At 65.2% G+C, this 14,966-nt stretch carries 16 protein-coding genes and 1 tRNA gene; 9 read left to right on the top strand and 8 right to left on the bottom strand.

Annotated features, from left to right (window positions below):
* Positions 1 to 379: 379 nt before the first annotated feature.
* Entirely contained in the window at positions 380 to 1,336 is a 957-nt protein-coding gene (locus SynRS9902_RS02865) for a tyrosine-type recombinase/integrase (RefSeq protein WP_186509899.1), read from the bottom strand.
* A 411-nt stretch (positions 1,337 to 1,747) separates the two neighbouring features.
* On the opposite strand from SynRS9902_RS02865, the gene SynRS9902_RS02855 reads away from it, so the two are divergent.
* The gene (locus tag SynRS9902_RS02855; protein ID WP_186509898.1) at positions 1,748 to 2,890 is read left to right on the top strand and encodes a class I SAM-dependent RNA methyltransferase; all 1,143 of its coding nucleotides are present in this window, start codon (positions 1,748 to 1,750) and stop codon (positions 2,888 to 2,890) included.
* On the opposite strand, the gene SynRS9902_RS02850 is transcribed toward SynRS9902_RS02855, so the two are convergent.
* Together SynRS9902_RS02850 and SynRS9902_RS02845 are read right to left on the bottom strand one after the other, a co-directional pair.
* Positions 2,891 to 3,277 (bottom strand): phage holin family protein, encoded by a 387-nt coding sequence (locus tag SynRS9902_RS02850; RefSeq protein ID WP_186509897.1) that lies wholly within the window; start codon positions 3,275 to 3,277, stop codon positions 2,891 to 2,893.
* Positions 3,277 to 3,699: a YqjD family protein gene (locus SynRS9902_RS02845; RefSeq protein ID WP_006850868.1), complete on the bottom strand. Its 423-nt coding sequence runs from the start codon at positions 3,697 to 3,699 to the stop codon at positions 3,277 to 3,279. Before SynRS9902_RS02845 ends, SynRS9902_RS02850 begins: the two co-directional genes overlap by 1 nt.
* 59 nt (positions 3,700 to 3,758) lie before the next feature.
* Here SynRS9902_RS02845 and SynRS9902_RS02840 point away from each other — a divergent pair, with 59 nt between their 5' ends.
* From SynRS9902_RS02840 to SynRS9902_RS02830, 3 genes are all read left to right on the top strand, one after another.
* Entirely contained in the window at positions 3,759 to 4,115 is a 357-nt protein-coding gene (locus SynRS9902_RS02840) for a hypothetical protein (protein WP_186509896.1), read from the top strand.
* Between the two features lie 50 nt (positions 4,116 to 4,165).
* Positions 4,166 to 7,774 carry a chromosome segregation protein SMC gene (gene smc / locus SynRS9902_RS02835; RefSeq protein WP_186509895.1) on the top strand — a complete coding sequence of 1,203 codons (3,609 nt, stop codon included), beginning with the start codon at positions 4,166 to 4,168 and terminating at the stop codon, positions 7,772 to 7,774.
* 90 nt (positions 7,775 to 7,864) lie between these two features.
* Positions 7,865 to 8,932 carry a PRC-barrel domain-containing protein gene (locus tag SynRS9902_RS02830; RefSeq protein WP_370586319.1) on the top strand — a complete coding sequence of 356 codons (1,068 nt, stop codon included), beginning with the start codon at positions 7,865 to 7,867 and terminating at the stop codon, positions 8,930 to 8,932.
* Between the two features lie 25 nt (positions 8,933 to 8,957).
* Here SynRS9902_RS02830 and msrB read toward each other — a convergent pair whose 3' ends face one another.
* From msrB to SynRS9902_RS02815, 3 genes are all read right to left on the bottom strand, one after another.
* A complete protein-coding gene (gene msrB / locus SynRS9902_RS02825) occupies positions 8,958 to 9,359 on the bottom strand; it encodes a peptide-methionine (R)-S-oxide reductase MsrB (RefSeq protein ID WP_186509893.1) in 402 nt (133 codons plus the stop codon).
* 29 nt (positions 9,360 to 9,388) lie between these two features.
* Positions 9,389 to 10,672 carry a glycosyl transferase gene (locus SynRS9902_RS02820; protein ID WP_186509892.1) on the bottom strand — a complete coding sequence of 428 codons (1,284 nt, stop codon included), beginning with the start codon at positions 10,670 to 10,672 and terminating at the stop codon, positions 9,389 to 9,391.
* Between the two features lie 9 nt (positions 10,673 to 10,681).
* Positions 10,682 to 10,763, bottom strand: a tRNA-Leu gene (locus SynRS9902_RS02815).
* Between the two features lie 120 nt (positions 10,764 to 10,883).
* Here SynRS9902_RS02815 and accC point away from each other — a divergent pair.
* Positions 10,884 to 12,230, top strand: a complete 1,347-nt coding sequence (gene accC, locus SynRS9902_RS02810) for an acetyl-CoA carboxylase biotin carboxylase subunit (RefSeq protein ID WP_186509891.1) — start codon at positions 10,884 to 10,886, stop codon at positions 12,228 to 12,230.
* Between the two features lie 2 nt (positions 12,231 to 12,232).
* Here the strand turns inward: accC and SynRS9902_RS02805 are convergent, their stop codons facing one another.
* Positions 12,233 to 12,580 carry a YggT family protein gene (locus SynRS9902_RS02805; protein WP_186509890.1) on the bottom strand — a complete coding sequence of 116 codons (348 nt, stop codon included), beginning with the start codon at positions 12,578 to 12,580 and terminating at the stop codon, positions 12,233 to 12,235.
* Between the two features lie 62 nt (positions 12,581 to 12,642).
* On the opposite strand from SynRS9902_RS02805, the gene psbX reads away from it, so the two are divergent.
* The 4 genes from psbX to SynRS9902_RS02785 are packed head-to-tail and all read left to right on the top strand — an operon-like array spanning position 12,643 to position 14,756.
* Complete coding sequence (psbX, locus tag SynRS9902_RS02800) at positions 12,643 to 12,765, top strand: photosystem II reaction center X protein (RefSeq protein WP_006851281.1); 123 nt, start codon at positions 12,643 to 12,645, stop codon at positions 12,763 to 12,765.
* A 49-nt stretch (positions 12,766 to 12,814) separates the two neighbouring features.
* Positions 12,815 to 13,747, top strand: a complete 933-nt coding sequence (locus SynRS9902_RS02795) for a Ycf66 family protein (RefSeq protein WP_186509889.1) — start codon at positions 12,815 to 12,817, stop codon at positions 13,745 to 13,747.
* A gap of 5 nt (positions 13,748 to 13,752) precedes the next feature.
* On the top strand, positions 13,753 to 14,283 hold the full coding sequence (locus tag SynRS9902_RS02790; RefSeq protein ID WP_186509888.1) for a hypothetical protein: 531 nt from the start codon (positions 13,753 to 13,755) through the stop codon (positions 14,281 to 14,283).
* Positions 14,280 to 14,756, top strand: coding sequence for a hypothetical protein (locus tag SynRS9902_RS02785; protein WP_115080593.1), 477 nt, complete (start codon positions 14,280 to 14,282; stop codon positions 14,754 to 14,756). Before SynRS9902_RS02790 ends, SynRS9902_RS02785 begins: the two co-directional genes overlap by 4 nt.
* On the opposite strand, the gene SynRS9902_RS02780 is transcribed toward SynRS9902_RS02785, so the two are convergent.
* Positions 14,757 to 14,957 (bottom strand): chlorophyll a/b-binding protein, encoded by a 201-nt coding sequence (locus SynRS9902_RS02780; protein ID WP_186509887.1) that lies wholly within the window; start codon positions 14,955 to 14,957, stop codon positions 14,757 to 14,759.
* Positions 14,958 to 14,966 lie beyond the last annotated feature (9 nt).

Raw genomic sequence — 14,966 nt, 5'->3', positions numbered from 1 at the left:
CTTACGGAAATGTAGAAAACCCGTTGTTGCAACTGTGGATTCAGCACCCACGATGAGAATTAATACCCAAGGTTGAAGTTACGCGGCGTCGGTGCCGTCTGCGTCCCCTGAGTCAATGCGCCATTCAGCTCATGTATTCAGCTGAACAGTTGAGCCAGAACTGAGTCACTACGGGACGGGCCAAGTCCAGCTTCAGAACGACTTGATTTGCGTCGAGGCCGGGTTGCGGGGGAACTGCACCCGGCTTTTTCATGCGCAAGAGGAGTTTTGATTGTTACGACCGACAGGCCCGGGCCTGACCGATTTACCGGCACGTGCCGGCAGAGCGAGCCACCAGCTGGTCGCCGGATCAGGTGATCGGCGGGCTCAGAAAGGACCGTTAACCCAGCCGGAGAGATGAACTCTCACCAGGCTCAGCAAGAACGTAATTAGACGTGGTTCCCGTCGAGCTGTGGCCGAGCGTCGCCGAGAGCGTGAAAACATCCACCCCCCGCCGAATTGCATGAGTGGCATGGGTGTGGCGGCAACGGTGCGGGTAGAGGTGCACGTCGGCAGCCTTTCCCCATCTGGCCATGCGAGCGGCCACCCCCTGCCGGGTCAATGGCCCATTCCTTTTATTACTTGGAAAGAGCCAGTCCTCAGGAGCGCCGCGGCCCAACAACTCGAACAGCTCCAGCGTGGTGGTGCTTATGCGAACGGTGCGGGGCTTGCTGCCCTTACCGAGGAGGTGGACCTGGCCTGCGCCATCCAGCGGCTCGATGTCCTTCCACTGCAAGCGGCACAGCTCGGAAACCCGGCAGCCCAGGAGATAGCTGCCCTTCACCATCACGAAGTCACGGCGTGCGGTGGTGCTGGTGGCAGCAGCTCTGGCGATGGTGGCCAGCACCATGCCGAGATCGTCCTCTGACATCGGCTTGGCCAGCTTCGGGACCACATAGGTGGCGCGGCGCGGCATCGGGTTCCGGGGGATGCCGGTCACTGCTGACCGCGTGGGCTCCGAAGCCCAGCGGTAGAGCGAGCTGATGGCAGCGATCCGGCGGTTGTAGGTCCGCGGCTTCATCAGGCCAGCGGCAACTTGTTCCCGCAGGGAGGACACCCAGTCATCCACGAGGGCAGGGTCCAGCTCGCGCAGATGCAGGTGGGGATGGTGCTGATCCCGCCAGCGGGTGAAGTGCCGCAGCTCTCGCCGATAGCCCGCCTGGGTCTCGGCTGAACCGGTGCGGGAGCACTGTGCCAAGTATCGGTTCAGGAGGAGCTTGTCCCCCCAGAGCACGGCACCGGCCTGGGCGGCATCGAAGAGGCGGCTGACGTACGCCAGGGCCTCCGCCTTATCCATGCCCGCCAGGACAGGCGGGATGTTGGCATCAGGAATGGCATCACTGCGATTTTTGGGAAGTGGCGTAATGCCGTCTTCCCTTGCGGTGGAATGGTTTGAGGGGCCTTCCAGCCCCCGCGAGTCATTTGGGTGATAAGGCTGACCTCACCCCATCTCCCTTAAAGGGTCAGGCAGCAATAGGGGCTGCTTGACGGGAGAAACGAACGATGTTGTTCGCAGTTACGGGTTTGCTCTTACCGAGCAGGCTTCAGTCACCCTCCTCATGCCCCGTCGAAACCATTGCAGCCCCGTGAGGGGGAATGGAGCTGAGCGGAATCGAACCGCTGTCCGAAACACTGGTGTGGATCACCTAGTCCGACGATGCCGGACCCTGTCATTCTGACAGGAGTGGTGACCTGGAGCACAACGCCCTTGGGTCGAACAAACCGGCTATCCGCCGTGGCAGTTGTGCCACAAGGCCTGGAAGCAGCCGCTGGCGACGAACTCAGCGCCCTTGGGGCCCATGCCGTGAAGCCCGGCAGGCGTGCCGTCAGCTTCCAAGCGGATATGGCCTGCCTCTACCGGCTGCACCTGCAGGCTCGACTACCCTTCAGGCTGTTGCGCCAGGTGGCGTGCTTCCCCTGCCAGGGCCGGGACGACCTCTACGACGGCATCCGTCAAGCGCTCGACTGGGAGCACTGGCTGCATCCCTCAATGACCTTCCGAGTGGATGTGACCGGAACGGCCCCGGGGCTTAACCACAGCCACTTCACGGCGCTGCAGGTCAAAAATGCCCTCGTGGACGCACAACGGGATCTCTGGGGGGAGCGCTCCTCCATCGATCTCGACGACCCCGATCTCTCCCTGCACCTGCACCTCGGCCGCGGGGAAGCCCAGCTAAGCCTTGATGGCAGTGGCGGCAGCCTGCACCGTCGTGGGTACAGGGCCGCCATGGGAGCGGCACCGTTGAAGGAAAATCTGGCGGCCGGGCTGATCCGCCTCACGGGCTGGGATGGAAGCCAACCCCTCGTGGACCCCTGCTGCGGTTCAGGAGTTCTCCTGATCGAAGCGGCCCTGGCCGCCTTGCAGCAGGCCCCGGGGTTGGAGCGCCGCTTTGCCCTCGAGGGTTGGGCCGATTTCCAGCCCGAGCTCTGGGACCGAGAAGCTGATCGCGCCCGGCAACGGCGCAGGGGAGACCTCACCCTTCCCCCACTCCTGGGGATCGAGGCGGATCCCACCATTGCCGATCAGGCCCGGGGCAATGTGAAAGCCGCTGGGCTGAGTGGAGTCATCCGCATCTGCACGGCCTCGTTCAGCGATCAACCCCTTCCGGAGGGGCCGGGGGTGTTGGTCTGCAATCCCCCTTACGGCCAACGGATCGGCGATGAAGCGGAGCTGGAGGCGTTGTATCGAGAGCTTGGCAACTACGCAAAAGGCCAGGCCAAGGGTTGGAAGCTCTGGTTGCTCAGCGGGAATCGCAACCTGACGGGAGCCCTGCGTCTGAAGGCCGAGCAACGGATTCCCGTGAGCAACGGCGGCATTGACTGCCGCTGGCTGCACTACGACATTCGCTGATCAGACCCGGCCCATCACTGCCCGTACCGTTTTCATCAATCCCTCCAACGTCTGAGGCAGGAACGGACCCTTCAGCACCTGGCCGCCAATGCGCAAACTGATGCCCGCCAGCACCAGATTGGCCACGGCGAGGCTCAACAGTGCGCGCATCCAATCCAGATCCCACTGGGCCTGAATCCAAAGCAGCAACGACGCTTCGCCAGCCAGCAAGGCCAGGAACATGGCCGTGCCGCCGATGGCGAGGAACAGGCCACCGCTGATCAGTCGGCGTTTTTCCCGATCCACTTCCTGCAGGGCAATCCGCACGTGCAGATCCATCACGGACGCCGCCAGTGCGGTCACCCGAGCTGCAGCTCCAAATCCGCGGGGAGAGTTCTGATCGGCCATCAGGAACGCCGCCCCCCGCGAAGCATGCTGCCCAGCAGCAAGCCAACACCAAGGGCAACACCCACAGCCAGCAGTGGTCGCTGGCGCACCGGCGCCTCGATCTTCGGCCGCAGGGTGCTGTTCAACTCATCCAGCAGCTGTTCCAGTTGCTCTTCGAGGGGATCCAGGCTGTCAGCCCAGTCGCGGCTGCGATCACCGGCGCTGTGGAGAAGTTCCTCCAGTTGCTCTCGAACCCCTTGGGGCGTCAGACCCGTGTTCTGTTCGATCAAACGAACCAACTCATCCACACTGCCCCTGGTGGCTTCAAGGGTGTGCTCTGCCAGATCCGGCCAGCGCTCCTGGATCGTCGGCAGCAGGCTTTCAAAGCGCTCACGGAAGTGGTGCTCGAATCTGCCGTTGGACTGCGGCGATGGCGAGGCCATGAAGACCATTGGCAGGAAGCTTTAGAAGAGTAGGTAGACTGAAGGCTGAGGGAAAGTCTTTGCCGCGATACGCCCTCCTCCGTCACACCGGGGCTCCGGACGACCCCAGCGGATGCCATATCGATCTGCTGCTGGAGGACGGGGACAGTTGCCGAACATGGCGACTGGCCACAGTGCCGCAACTCAACGCAGAGGCCCAACCAGCGGTTCCCCTGCCTGCCCATCGAAAGGTTTGGCTGGAACCCCGCAGTGCTGCCGTTTCGGGCAATCGGGGCTGGGCCGAACGCATCCATGCCGGCAGCTACTGCGGGGTGCTCCCGAAAGCCGAGAATGCAGACATCACCCTGCAGCTCGAGGGCGACCTTCAGGGCTGCCTGCGCATCAATTCCGGGCACTGCTCCTTATCGAACCCTTGAGCTTTTCGTGGGTTCCGCTAATTTCGACTCGCTGACAGCCCCAGATCCTGTTGGTTCATATCAATCAGGTTGGGCTGACGCACTTCAAGTCGTTCGGCGGAGCGATGACGATCCCTCTTGAAGAGGGATTCACCGTCGTGACCGGACCCAATGGCTCCGGCAAAAGCAACATCCTTGATGGCGTTCTGTTCTGCCTGGGCTTGGCCACCAGTCGTGGCATGCGGGCTGACCGCCTGCCGGACCTGGTCAACAGCGGCATGCTCAAGGCCGGCAAGGCCGCTGAAACAACCGTCAGCGTCCGCTTTGACCTGAGCGACTGGACACCCGATGCCGCCGAGGAAGGCATGGAGGCACCAGCGGAGGGGCCCTGGATTCAACCGGGACAAACGGAATGGACGGTGACCCGCAAACTGCGGGTGATGCCAGGGGGCTCCTACAGCTCCAGCTACAGCGCCGACGGGGTGCCCTGCAACCTGCAGCAGCTGCAGACCCAGCTGCGCCGCCTTCGGATTGATCCCGAGGGCAGCAACGTGGTGATGCAGGGGGACGTCACCCGCATCGTCTCGATGAGCAACCGCGACCGCCGCGGCCTGATCGATGAACTGGCCGGTGTTGCCCTGTTCGACACCCGGATCGAACAGACCCGCCGCAAGCTCGATGACGTGCAGGAGCGCCAGGAGCGCTGCGGGATCATTGAGCAGGAACTGCTGGCCAGCCGCCAACGGTTGGAGAAGGACTGCGCCAAGGCCCGGCAATACCAGGACTTGCGGGAACGGCTGCAACTGGGACGCCGCCAGGAGATGGTGCTGGCCTACGAAGCCGCCCAGCAGGCCCTCAAGGATCTGGCCACGCGCCAACAGGCGCTGGAAGCCCAGGAACAGAGGGACGCCGCGGCCATTGCCAGCGGCCGAGAGCAGCTGAACAATGCCGTGGCCGAACTGGACTTGCTCCAGGAGCAGGTGAAGGCCCTGGGGGAAGACCAGCTGCTGGCGGTTCAGGCGGAACTGGCTGGCCTCGACACCAGCAGCCGTGAACTGGAGCGCCAGGCCAGCCTCCACCAGGACGAAGGCCAGAAACTGCAGGCGCAGCGCCAGGACCTCGCCACCCGTCGCCAGCAGTGGCAGCTGCAATCACGGGAACTGGAACGCGATCCCCATCAGGACGCCCTCAGCGCCGCCGAAGACAACTGCCGGGCCGCTGAAGCCGCGGTGGACATGTCCCGCCGCCGGCTGGCGGATGTGGCGGGCCGCTCCGGCGCCTGGGTGGAGGAACAGAAGCGCCGCAGCGGTCGCCGGCAGGAGTTGCAAAGCAGCGTCGCTCCCCTACTGGAGGAGCAGCAGCAGTTGCAGGAACGGCTGCGCCAGGAACGGGAACGGCTGGAAGAGCTCACCCAGGAGCAGCACCAGGACGGCGCCGACGGCGACGCCGTGCAGCAACAGCTCGCAACCCTGGAGGAGACCTGGCAAACCCTGCTGCAAGCCATTGCCTACGGCAAACAGGAGCTCCAGCAGACCGCCGAATCACTGGCCATCCAACAGCGCACCCGCAGCCGGCTGGAGCAGGAGCAGACCCGCTTGGAACGGGAGATCGCTCGGCTGGAGAGCCGGCGGGATGCCCTTCAGGAAAGCCGCGGCACCGGAGCCCTGCGCCTGCTGCTGGAGGCCGGCCTCGATGGCATCCACGGCCCTGTGGCCCAGCTGGGAGAGGTGGAGGATCGCCATCGCCTCGCCCTGGAAGTGGCCGCGGGGGCCCGTCTCGGCCAGGTGGTGGTCGACGACGATCGCATCGCCGCCCGCGCCATCGAACTGCTCAAGAGCCGCCGTGCTGGCCGGCTCACCTTCCTGCCCCTGAACAAGATCCGCGCGCCAGGGGGCGGCGGCTCTTCAGCCGCCTTTGCCCGGGGAGCACGCCCCGGTGGGGACAGCGGTGCCGGCCTGATCGGCCGGGCCGTGGAACTGGTGCGCTTCGAACCGGTCTATGACCAGGTGTTTGCCTACGTCTTCGGCGACACCCTGGTGTTCTCCGACCTGGCCAGCGCCCGTCAACAACTGGGCCGCTCCCGGGCGGTGACCCTGGATGGGGAGCTTCTGGAGAAGAGCGGCGCCATGACCGGCGGCAGTTTCTCCCAGCGCAGCAGCAGCCTCAGCTTCGGCCGCAGCAGCGATCAGGACGAAGCTGAACCCCTGCGGCGGCGCCTGCTGGAACTGGGGGAATCCCTGGTGGCCTGCCGGCGGGAGGAGTCAAAGCTGGCCCAACTGATCGAGCAGCAGAAACCCCAGCTGCGCGAACTGGAAAAGCAACAGGCGGCCTTGATCGCCGAGCGCAATGCCGCCCGGCGCAACCACGGCCCCCTGCTCGAGCGCAGCCGCCAGCGGGCCGAACGGCTCAGCAAATTGCAGCAGGACCAGACCGAGCAACAGCAGCGGCTCGAAGCCATCAGCACTGCACTCACCCCACTCACCGCGGAACTACAGGCCTTGGATGAGGCGGAGCGCAACAGCGGCAACAACGACGATGCCGCCGCCTGGGCCCAACTTCAGACGGAACAGGAAGCCGCCGACCAACGGCTGGAGGCGGCCCGCCGCGAACGCGACCAGCTGCTGAATGCCCGCCGCGAGCGGCAGCTGGCGATTGAACGCCTGGGGGATCAAGAAAAGGCTCTGGCCGCCGAAAAAACCCGCTTGCAGGAGGCGGTGAAGGCCCTCGCCAGTGCCCATGGGGCCTGGCGCCAGCAGCAGACCGACCTCCAGGAGAAGCGCAAAGAGCTCGAGCAACAGCAGACCGACCTGCAGGAGCGCTTCGGCAGCCAGCGCCGGGCCCGGGACGCCGCGGAAGCCGAGGTGGGCCGCCAGCGTCAGGCCCTGCAGCAGGCCGAATGGAATCTGGAGCGGCTCAAGGAAGACCGCGAAGGATTGATTGAAGAACAGCGCAGCGGTGCGGTGCGCCTGCAGGAGATGGAACAGGCCCTGCCGGACCCGAGGCCGGAGATCCCGGAAGCCCTGCGGCTGGCGGGCTTGGAAGCCTTGCAGACCGATCTGCAGGCCATCCAGCAACGCATGGAAGCGCTGGAACCCGTGAACATGCTGGCGCTGGAGGAACTCGAGGCCCTCGAAGAGCGGCTCAACGAACTCAACGAACGGCTCGAGGTGCTCAACAGCGAGCGGGAGGAACTGCTGCTGCGGATCGAAACCGTGGCCACCCTGCGCCAGGACGCCTTCATGGAAGCCTTTACCGCCGTGGATGGCCATTTCCGCGAGATCTTTGCCTCGCTCTCCGATGGTGATGGCCACCTGCAACTGGAGAACCCGGAGGAGCCCCTGGAAGGTGGCCTCACCCTGGTGGCCCATCCCAAGGGCAAAACCGTGCGGCGCCTGGCCTCGATGTCGGGGGGAGAGAAATCACTCACCGCCTTGAGCTTCCTGTTCGCCCTGCAGCGCTTCCGGCCGTCGCCGTTCTATGCCCTCGACGAGGTGGACAGCTTCCTCGACGGCGTCAATGTGGAGCGCCTGGCGGCTCTGATCGCCCGTCAGGCCGAGGCAGCCCAATTCATGGTGGTCAGCCACCGCCGCCCGATGATCGGCGCAGCCCAGCGCACGATCGGGGTGACCCAGGCCCGCGGCGCCCACACCCAGGTGGTGGGTTTACCGGATGCCGCCTGAACGATCGGAGTTTTCGCTGTGCAATCTGAACGTGACAGGCGGAACCCCTGCGCCACAATGGTCTGAATGTCCATGGCCGAGGGCCCGCGCTTGACCCCGACCCCTACCCCAAACGACACCATCACCACTGGCGTACCCAGCGATCGCCTCTGGTTGCGCTCCGAACTGATGGGCACCCAGGTGATCACCCGTGACACCGGCCGCCGTCTTGGGGTGGTGGGTGAAGTGATCGTCGATATCGACCGCCGTGAAGTGGTGGCTGTGGGACTGCGTGACAACCCCCTGACTCGTTTCCTGCCCGGCCTGCCGCGCTGGATGCCGCTGGACCGGATCCGTCAGGTGGGCGACGTGATCCTGGTGGATTCGGCCGACTCCCTCAGCGAAAACTTCAACCCTGAGCGCTACAGCCGAGTGATCAACTGCCAGGTGATCACCGAGTCCGGTGAACAGCTGGGGCGGGTGCTCGGCTTCGCCTTTGACATTGAAACCGGCGAGCTCACCACCCTGGTGATGGGCGCCCTTGGCGTGCCCCTGCTGGGGGAAGGGGTGCTGAGCACCTGGGAAATGCCGGTGGAGGAGATCGTCAGCAGCGGGCCGGACCGGATCATTGTTTACGAGGGAGCCGAAGACAAGCTCAAACAGCTGAACAGCGGCGTTCTGGAAAAACTGGGCGTCGGTGGCCCCAGTTGGGAAGAGCAGGAGCGGGAGCGCTACCGGGTCAACCTGGTGCCCGTGGAAAATCAGCTCACCTCCGGACAACCCCAGGAGCAGGAGCAACGGCGTCTCCAGGCTTCAGAAGCCGAGCGGTTTGAGGCTGATGCAGAACTGGAATATGTGGAGCTGGAGGACCGGCGGCAGGAATCCATCCAGCAACGCCGCTACCTCGATGAGCCCCAGCGGTACGACGAGCAGCGCTACGCCGAACCAGCCCGCTACGACGAGCGGTCTACTGAGCGAGCACGGACCTACAACGAACCCGCACCCTTCGAGCAGGAGCCTGCCTACGAGGAACAGCCTGCTTATGAAGAGCAGCCGCCACGGCGTGCGATGCCAGCCTCCCGTCGCGCGGTTCAGCAGTCGAGCGAACCCCTGGATGTGGAACCGATGGAGGATGCAGCGCCCCAGCGCCGGAGCCAGGATCTCGACGATCCCTGGTGATCGGGCCTGAGGCGCTGAACGGTGTTCAGGACGCCTTGAAGTTCAACGATGCGCTGTTGACGCAGTAACGCTGGCCCGTGGGGGCGGGACCATCCTGGAAGACGTGTCCGAGGTGGGCATCACATTGAGCGCAGTTGATTTCGGTGCGCACCATCCCGTGGGTCAGATCCTCTTTGGTGGTGATCGCCTCGGCACTCACACCGTCCCAGAAGCTGGGCCAACCCGTGCCTGAATCGAACTTGGTCTCAGAGCTGAACAGCGGCGCACCACAGCAGACGCAGTGGTACATCCCCGTGGCCTTGTTGTTCCAGTAAGCCCCGGTGAACGCCCGCTCGGTACCGCCGCAGCGAGCCACCTGGAACTGCTCCGGCGTCAGGGATTGCTTCCACTCCTCGGCGCTGCGTTCGACCGGATTGGACGGGGACATGGTCGTCGGAACCAGATTGGGGGCGCAGCCTAGGAAGCGTTGAGCTCTCGGGGAAGCAAACCCCTCACCTCGGCGGCCAATGCGGCCACCGCCCCGGGTTCTCCCCGCAACGCCTGGAGGTCCTGGCGCTGGCCCTCAAGCCGCTCGGGGGCGTTCAGCCAATCGCAGGCCTCCTTCGCAATCTCCTCCGGGGTGATCGCCCCCACCCGCTCCGGCACCACAGCACGGCCTGCACTGATGTTGGGCCAGGCCATCAACCCGTTGTTGCGCAAACGCCAGAGGGTCAATAGAACCCCGATCAGACGCCGCAGACCCGGCAGACGCGCCAGCAGCCCCAGCCCGCCGTCCCAGGCCTGCATCACCTCCAGGTGCTGGGTGGGAACAATCACGATCATCGGCACCGCAAGGGCGCCGAGTTCGGCCGTGTTGGCGCCGACCGTGGTCAGGGCCAGGGCGCACTGGCTCAGAGGGCCATGGGCCGGATGCTGCTCCAGCAGACGAATCCGTGTGCCCGCACCCGTCACCAACTCCGTCCCCAACTCCCCTTGCTCCACAGATGCAACGGAGGCGCCATAGCGGGCAGCAATCGGGTTGGATGCGCCGGCGAAACGCAGCAGTTCATCAACGCTGGTGGTGGGAGCCAGCGGCAACAAAAAACGGCATCCGGGTTGCAATCGGGCCAAACGATCGGCGGTATCGAGCAGAAACGGCATGCCGACGCTCAACTTGGCCGGCTTCGATCCCGGCAACAGGGCCACCCACTGACCCTCGGGGAGAGGCTCCTCGCGACGAGCGAAGGACGACAGATCCGCCATCAGATCACCGACCACGCGGCACCGGGGCTGGTAACGGACCGGCAGCTGACGCCGCACCGCGTCCGACATCGCCGCAATCCGATCGTTCCAGCCCGGCCAACGCGCCACCCACTCGGCATAGGTGATGTGGCGGTAGCCGAGACGAGCCGAAAGCAGAACGGTCCAGAACTGATCACCGCCCAGAAACACCACCACACCCTTCTGCGACCATGGGCCGTAGCGCTGGGGACGCAGCAGCAGCGACCAGAAGCGTCCTGCCGGCACGATGCGCTCGAACAAGCCCCAAGGCTCCGCGGCCGCACGCTCCTGGCCCGTGGCATTGGGGCAGGGCACCAACACCAGCTGCAGGGACGCTGACGCACTCTGAGACCGGGGACGCAGGCGAAGGCTGGCGTGCAGCCGTTCAGCCAGGGGTCGAACCCAGGTGGTCAGTTCACCGGGACCGTTCGAAACGAGAACAACGGCTGGTCCTGGTTCTGCTGCGCGGGGACGGGCCAAAGAAAAAAATGCGGATGGCGAGACTTGAACTCGCAAGGCCGAAGCCACACGCCCCTCAAACGTGCGTGTCTACCAATTCCACCACATCCGCGTGGTCGACTTCACCGCTCGGGTGCTGTCGAGGTCAGATCATACCGGGCGGGGTCTTCGCTCCTCGGCAACTTCGGTCGGCGCTGATACGATCCGGCGTCAGGCCTGAACATGCTGCGGGATGCCCATCGGCAAAGTGCTGATCGCCAACCGCGGCGAGATTGCCCTCCGGATCATTCGAAGCTGCCGCGAGCTCGGCATCGCCACCGTGGCGGTGTACAGCTCCGTTGATAAGGACGCTCTGCACGTGCAGCTCGCCGATGAAGCGGTCTGCGTGGGCGAAGCCCTGAGCAGCAAGAGCTACCTCAACATTCCCAACATCCTGGCGGCCGCCACCTCCCGCGGTGCTGACGCCATCCACCCCGGCTACGGCTTTCTGGCGGAGAACGACAAGTTCGCCGAGATGTGCCGTGATCACGGCCTCACCTTCGTTGGGCCGTCCCCCCACGCGATTCGCTCGATGGGGGACAAGTCGACCGCCAAATCGACCATGCAATCGGTGGGTGTTCCCACGGTGCCCGGCAGCGAGGGTCTGCTCAGCAGCACCAGCCAGGCAGCCACCCTGGCCGAGGAAATGGGCTATCCCGTGATGATCAAAGCCACCGCCGGCGGTGGTGGTCGCGGAATGCGCCTCGTACCGGACGCCAGCCAGCTGGAGAGCCTGTACAAAGCGGCCCAGGGGGAGGCGGAAGCCGCCTTCGGCAACCCCGGCCTCTACATGGAGAAATTCATCGATCGGCCCCGCCACGTGGAAGTACAGGTGCTGGCCGACCGCCACGGCAACGTGGTGCACCTTGGTGAACGGGACTGCTCGATTCAGCGCCGTCACCAGAAACTGCTGGAGGAAGCCCCCAGCCCGGCCCTGGATCCGGACCTGCGCCGCCGCATGGGCGAAGCCGCCGTTGCTGCCGCCCGAAGCATCAATTACGAGGGAGCCGGAACGGTGGAATTCCTGCTGGATCGCAGCGGTGGCTTCTATTTCATGGAGATGAACACCCGGATCCAGGTGGAGCATCCCGTAACTGAGATGGTGACGGGTGTGGATCTGATCGCTGAGCAGTTGCGCATCGCCGGTGGCGAACCCATCAGCGTGCGCCAGGAGGACATCCAGCTCACTGGCCATGCGATCGAATGCCGGATCAACGCTGAGGATGCCCGGCACAACTTCCGTCCCGCCCCCGGACGCATCACGGGATGGCTGCCCCCCGGCGGACCAGGTGTGCGCGTCGACAGTCACGTCTACACGGGCTACGACATCCCGCCCTTCTACGACTCGCTGATCGGCAAACTGATCGTTTGGGGCAAGGACCGCGACCACGCCATGACCCGGATGAAGCGGGCCCTGAATGAATGTGCCGTCACCGGGATTCCAACCACGGTGGAATTCCATCTGGAGATGCTGGATCGGCCGGAGTTCATCAACGGCGATGTGCACACCAAATTCGTGGAGCAGGAGATGCTCCCCTGAGCTCAGGCCACTGCCTGGGCGTGCATCAGGATCAGGGAGAGCAGCCCCTGCTGGCCGACCAGCAACTCACGCACAAGGCTGATCAAGCCCACCCAAATCACTGGAGTGACGTCGACTCCACCGATCGGTGCGATCACGCGGCGGCTCAGCGAGAGCACAGGTTCCGTTGGCCATGCCACCAGGGGCCAAGCGCCCTGGCTCAGATCGACCTGGGGGTACCAGGTGAGCACGATGCGCAGCAGAAACGCCAGGGTCCAGGCTGCTAGCAGCAAGCCCAGAAGCAAATGGAGGACTGGCAGGGCCTGCAGCAGCAGCGGCGTCACAAAGCTCAAAGCAAATCGTCCCCTCATCGTAGAAAGACGGCATCGCTTCTTAAGATCGGCGCGGCTTTGAAGCAGACGGCAGCAACCCCATGACCCCCTCCCTCTCCAACTTCCTGAGCAGCCTCCTTTGGGGAGGTGTGATCGTCGTGATTCCTGCGTCCATCGCCCTGTTCCTGCTGAGCCAGACCGACCAGGTCGACCGCAAGCTCTGATCCGCCCCTGGCGCCCCTCGTAGACTGACTCCTAAGCGGGAGCAGAGCTTTGGTTAACGCCAGTCTCAATTGGGCCAGCATCGTCGGCATCGTTTTGGCCGTTGGCGGAGCTCTGCTCTATTTCATGCGGTCGTTCAAGCCCGCCCTGGCGCGGGACTACGACGTGTTCTTTGCAGCCATCGGGCTGCTGTGCGGCGGCATCCTGTTCTTCCAGGGTTGGCGCCTCGACCCGATTCTTCAGTTCGGCCAGTTCCTGCTGGCGGGAACCACAGTTTTCTTCGCCTACGAAAGCGTGCGACTGCGCGGCGTGGCCACGGAGCAGGCCCGGCGTTCCGCCTATTTCGATGACGAACCAGCACCGGCCCGGGGCGGAAGCCCTGGGGGCCTACGGGGCGGCTGGGATGACGGCGGTTACGACCGTTTTGATGAGCCCCAGCCGGTGCGGCGGCGCTTCTCAGGCCGTGACGATGACGCCGAAGAACGGCCGGAAGAGGAGTTCTACCGACCGCGCCGCGCCAGCCGTGCCGCCATTCCTGAGGAAGCCGCCAGCCGTCGCTCCGCAGACCGTGATCAAGGCGATTCCGGCTGGGACCAAAACGACGAGCGCTCCCGCCGCATGGCTCGTTTCCGTGCCGGCGAAGCCAGAGATGAGCGACGCCCCGACTTTGGCTCCAGACGGACGGATCGAGAGGAACAACGCCGTGGCAGCCGTCCCATGGGGCGGCCTGAGCGTCCTTCCGGCGAACGCGCCCCTTCAGGAGCCGAGGATGCCGCCTTTGCCCCCAGCCGCAGTTCAGCGCCGAGCAGTTCGGCCCCGAACCGGGGACGCCCCAGCGCCAACCCGAACGCCGCGAGCGACTCCAGGCGATCCCCTGAGCCGCCCCTGGCGTCGAACCGGCCCAGCAGCAACCGCCAACCCCCCCGCAGTTCACGGCCTTCGTCCGGCAGACCGCGAGACAACAGCTCCCGCTTCGACGACTGAGCCCGTTGCCTCGTCCGCTGCTGATCCTGCTCGCCAGCCTGGCGCTGATGGGCTGCAACGGTCGTCGTGAACGGACCGGTGGTGGATTGCTCGCCACCAGTCAGCAGGCCCCAGCCCTGAGTGGCAGTGGTGAGTGGCTGGCGGTCGTCAGCGATCGCGGCGGCCGACCCACGGTGCAGCTGCGCCGCCTGAGCGACGGATCGGTTGTCTCCGTTCCCCAGCTGAGCCGACATCAGCCCCATAGCTCGCCCTCCCTGAGCTGGAACGGCCGTTACCTGGCAGCGATCACCCAGAGGGGGCGCCGCCGACTCGCGGTGGTCACCGACCGCCTGAACGGACGCATGCACCCCCTGCCGCTGCCGGGGGGGAGGGACCCGGTGCAGCTCAGCCTGGCGCCGGATGCCCAGCAGATCGCCCTGCAGGTGACGGATCAGGGCCGATGGCGCGTGGAACTGCTGGATCTGAGTGATCTGCTCGAGCCGGACCGTCCTCCGGGACAGAGCCTCTCCACACCGGCGCTGTCGTCAGAGCCATGATCCGCGTCGCTCTGCTTTTCAGTCTGGTGTTGGTGAGCGGGTGCAGCAGCCCAAGGCCCACTCCCCGGCCCGACCTCAACGGCCTGCTGCGTCAATCCGTGAACAGCCGGAGGGATCCCTCCCTGGGGGGACGCTGGCTGGCCAGCCTGGGCCAACGCAATGGGCGGGAGCGGGTCGAACTGATCGACCTGCGCAGCCGCAGCCCCGTGCCGTTGCCGGGCCTCAACCGTGCTGATGCCCAGCCGATCAGCGTCAGCGTCAGTGCCGATGGACAACGCCTGGCCGTTGTCCAGCAACGGGAGGACCGCACGGAACTGGTGCTCTACCGGCGCAACGTCGGAGCGACGCAACGGCTGCCCCTGGACCCACCGGGTGTACCCCGCAGCGTCAGCCTGGATGGCTCGGGCCGGCGGCTGGCGGTGCAGGTGAGCCGCAACGGACGCTGGGATGTGGATCTGATCCGCCTGCCCTGATCAGGGCAGCAGCCCTGCCCAGTGCAGAAAGGTGTCGCCGCTGAGCACCTCGATCAGCAGCACCGCCACAAAGCCCACCATGGCGAAGCGGCCATTCACCCGCTCGGCATAGCCACTCCAGCCGAAGGCAGGCACATCGTTGGTGGTGGCGGACGTCTCCGGAACGGACGTGGTTTCAGGGGTCTCGCTGGTGGAGGTCATCCGGCCGGT

It is taken from the genome of Synechococcus sp. RS9902 (genome assembly GCF_014279635.1).
GTDB lineage: Bacteria > Cyanobacteriota > Cyanobacteriia > PCC-6307 > Cyanobiaceae > Parasynechococcus.
The sequence above is the reverse complement of the archived record's forward strand: the minus strand, read 5'-3'. Positions and strand labels throughout refer to the sequence as shown.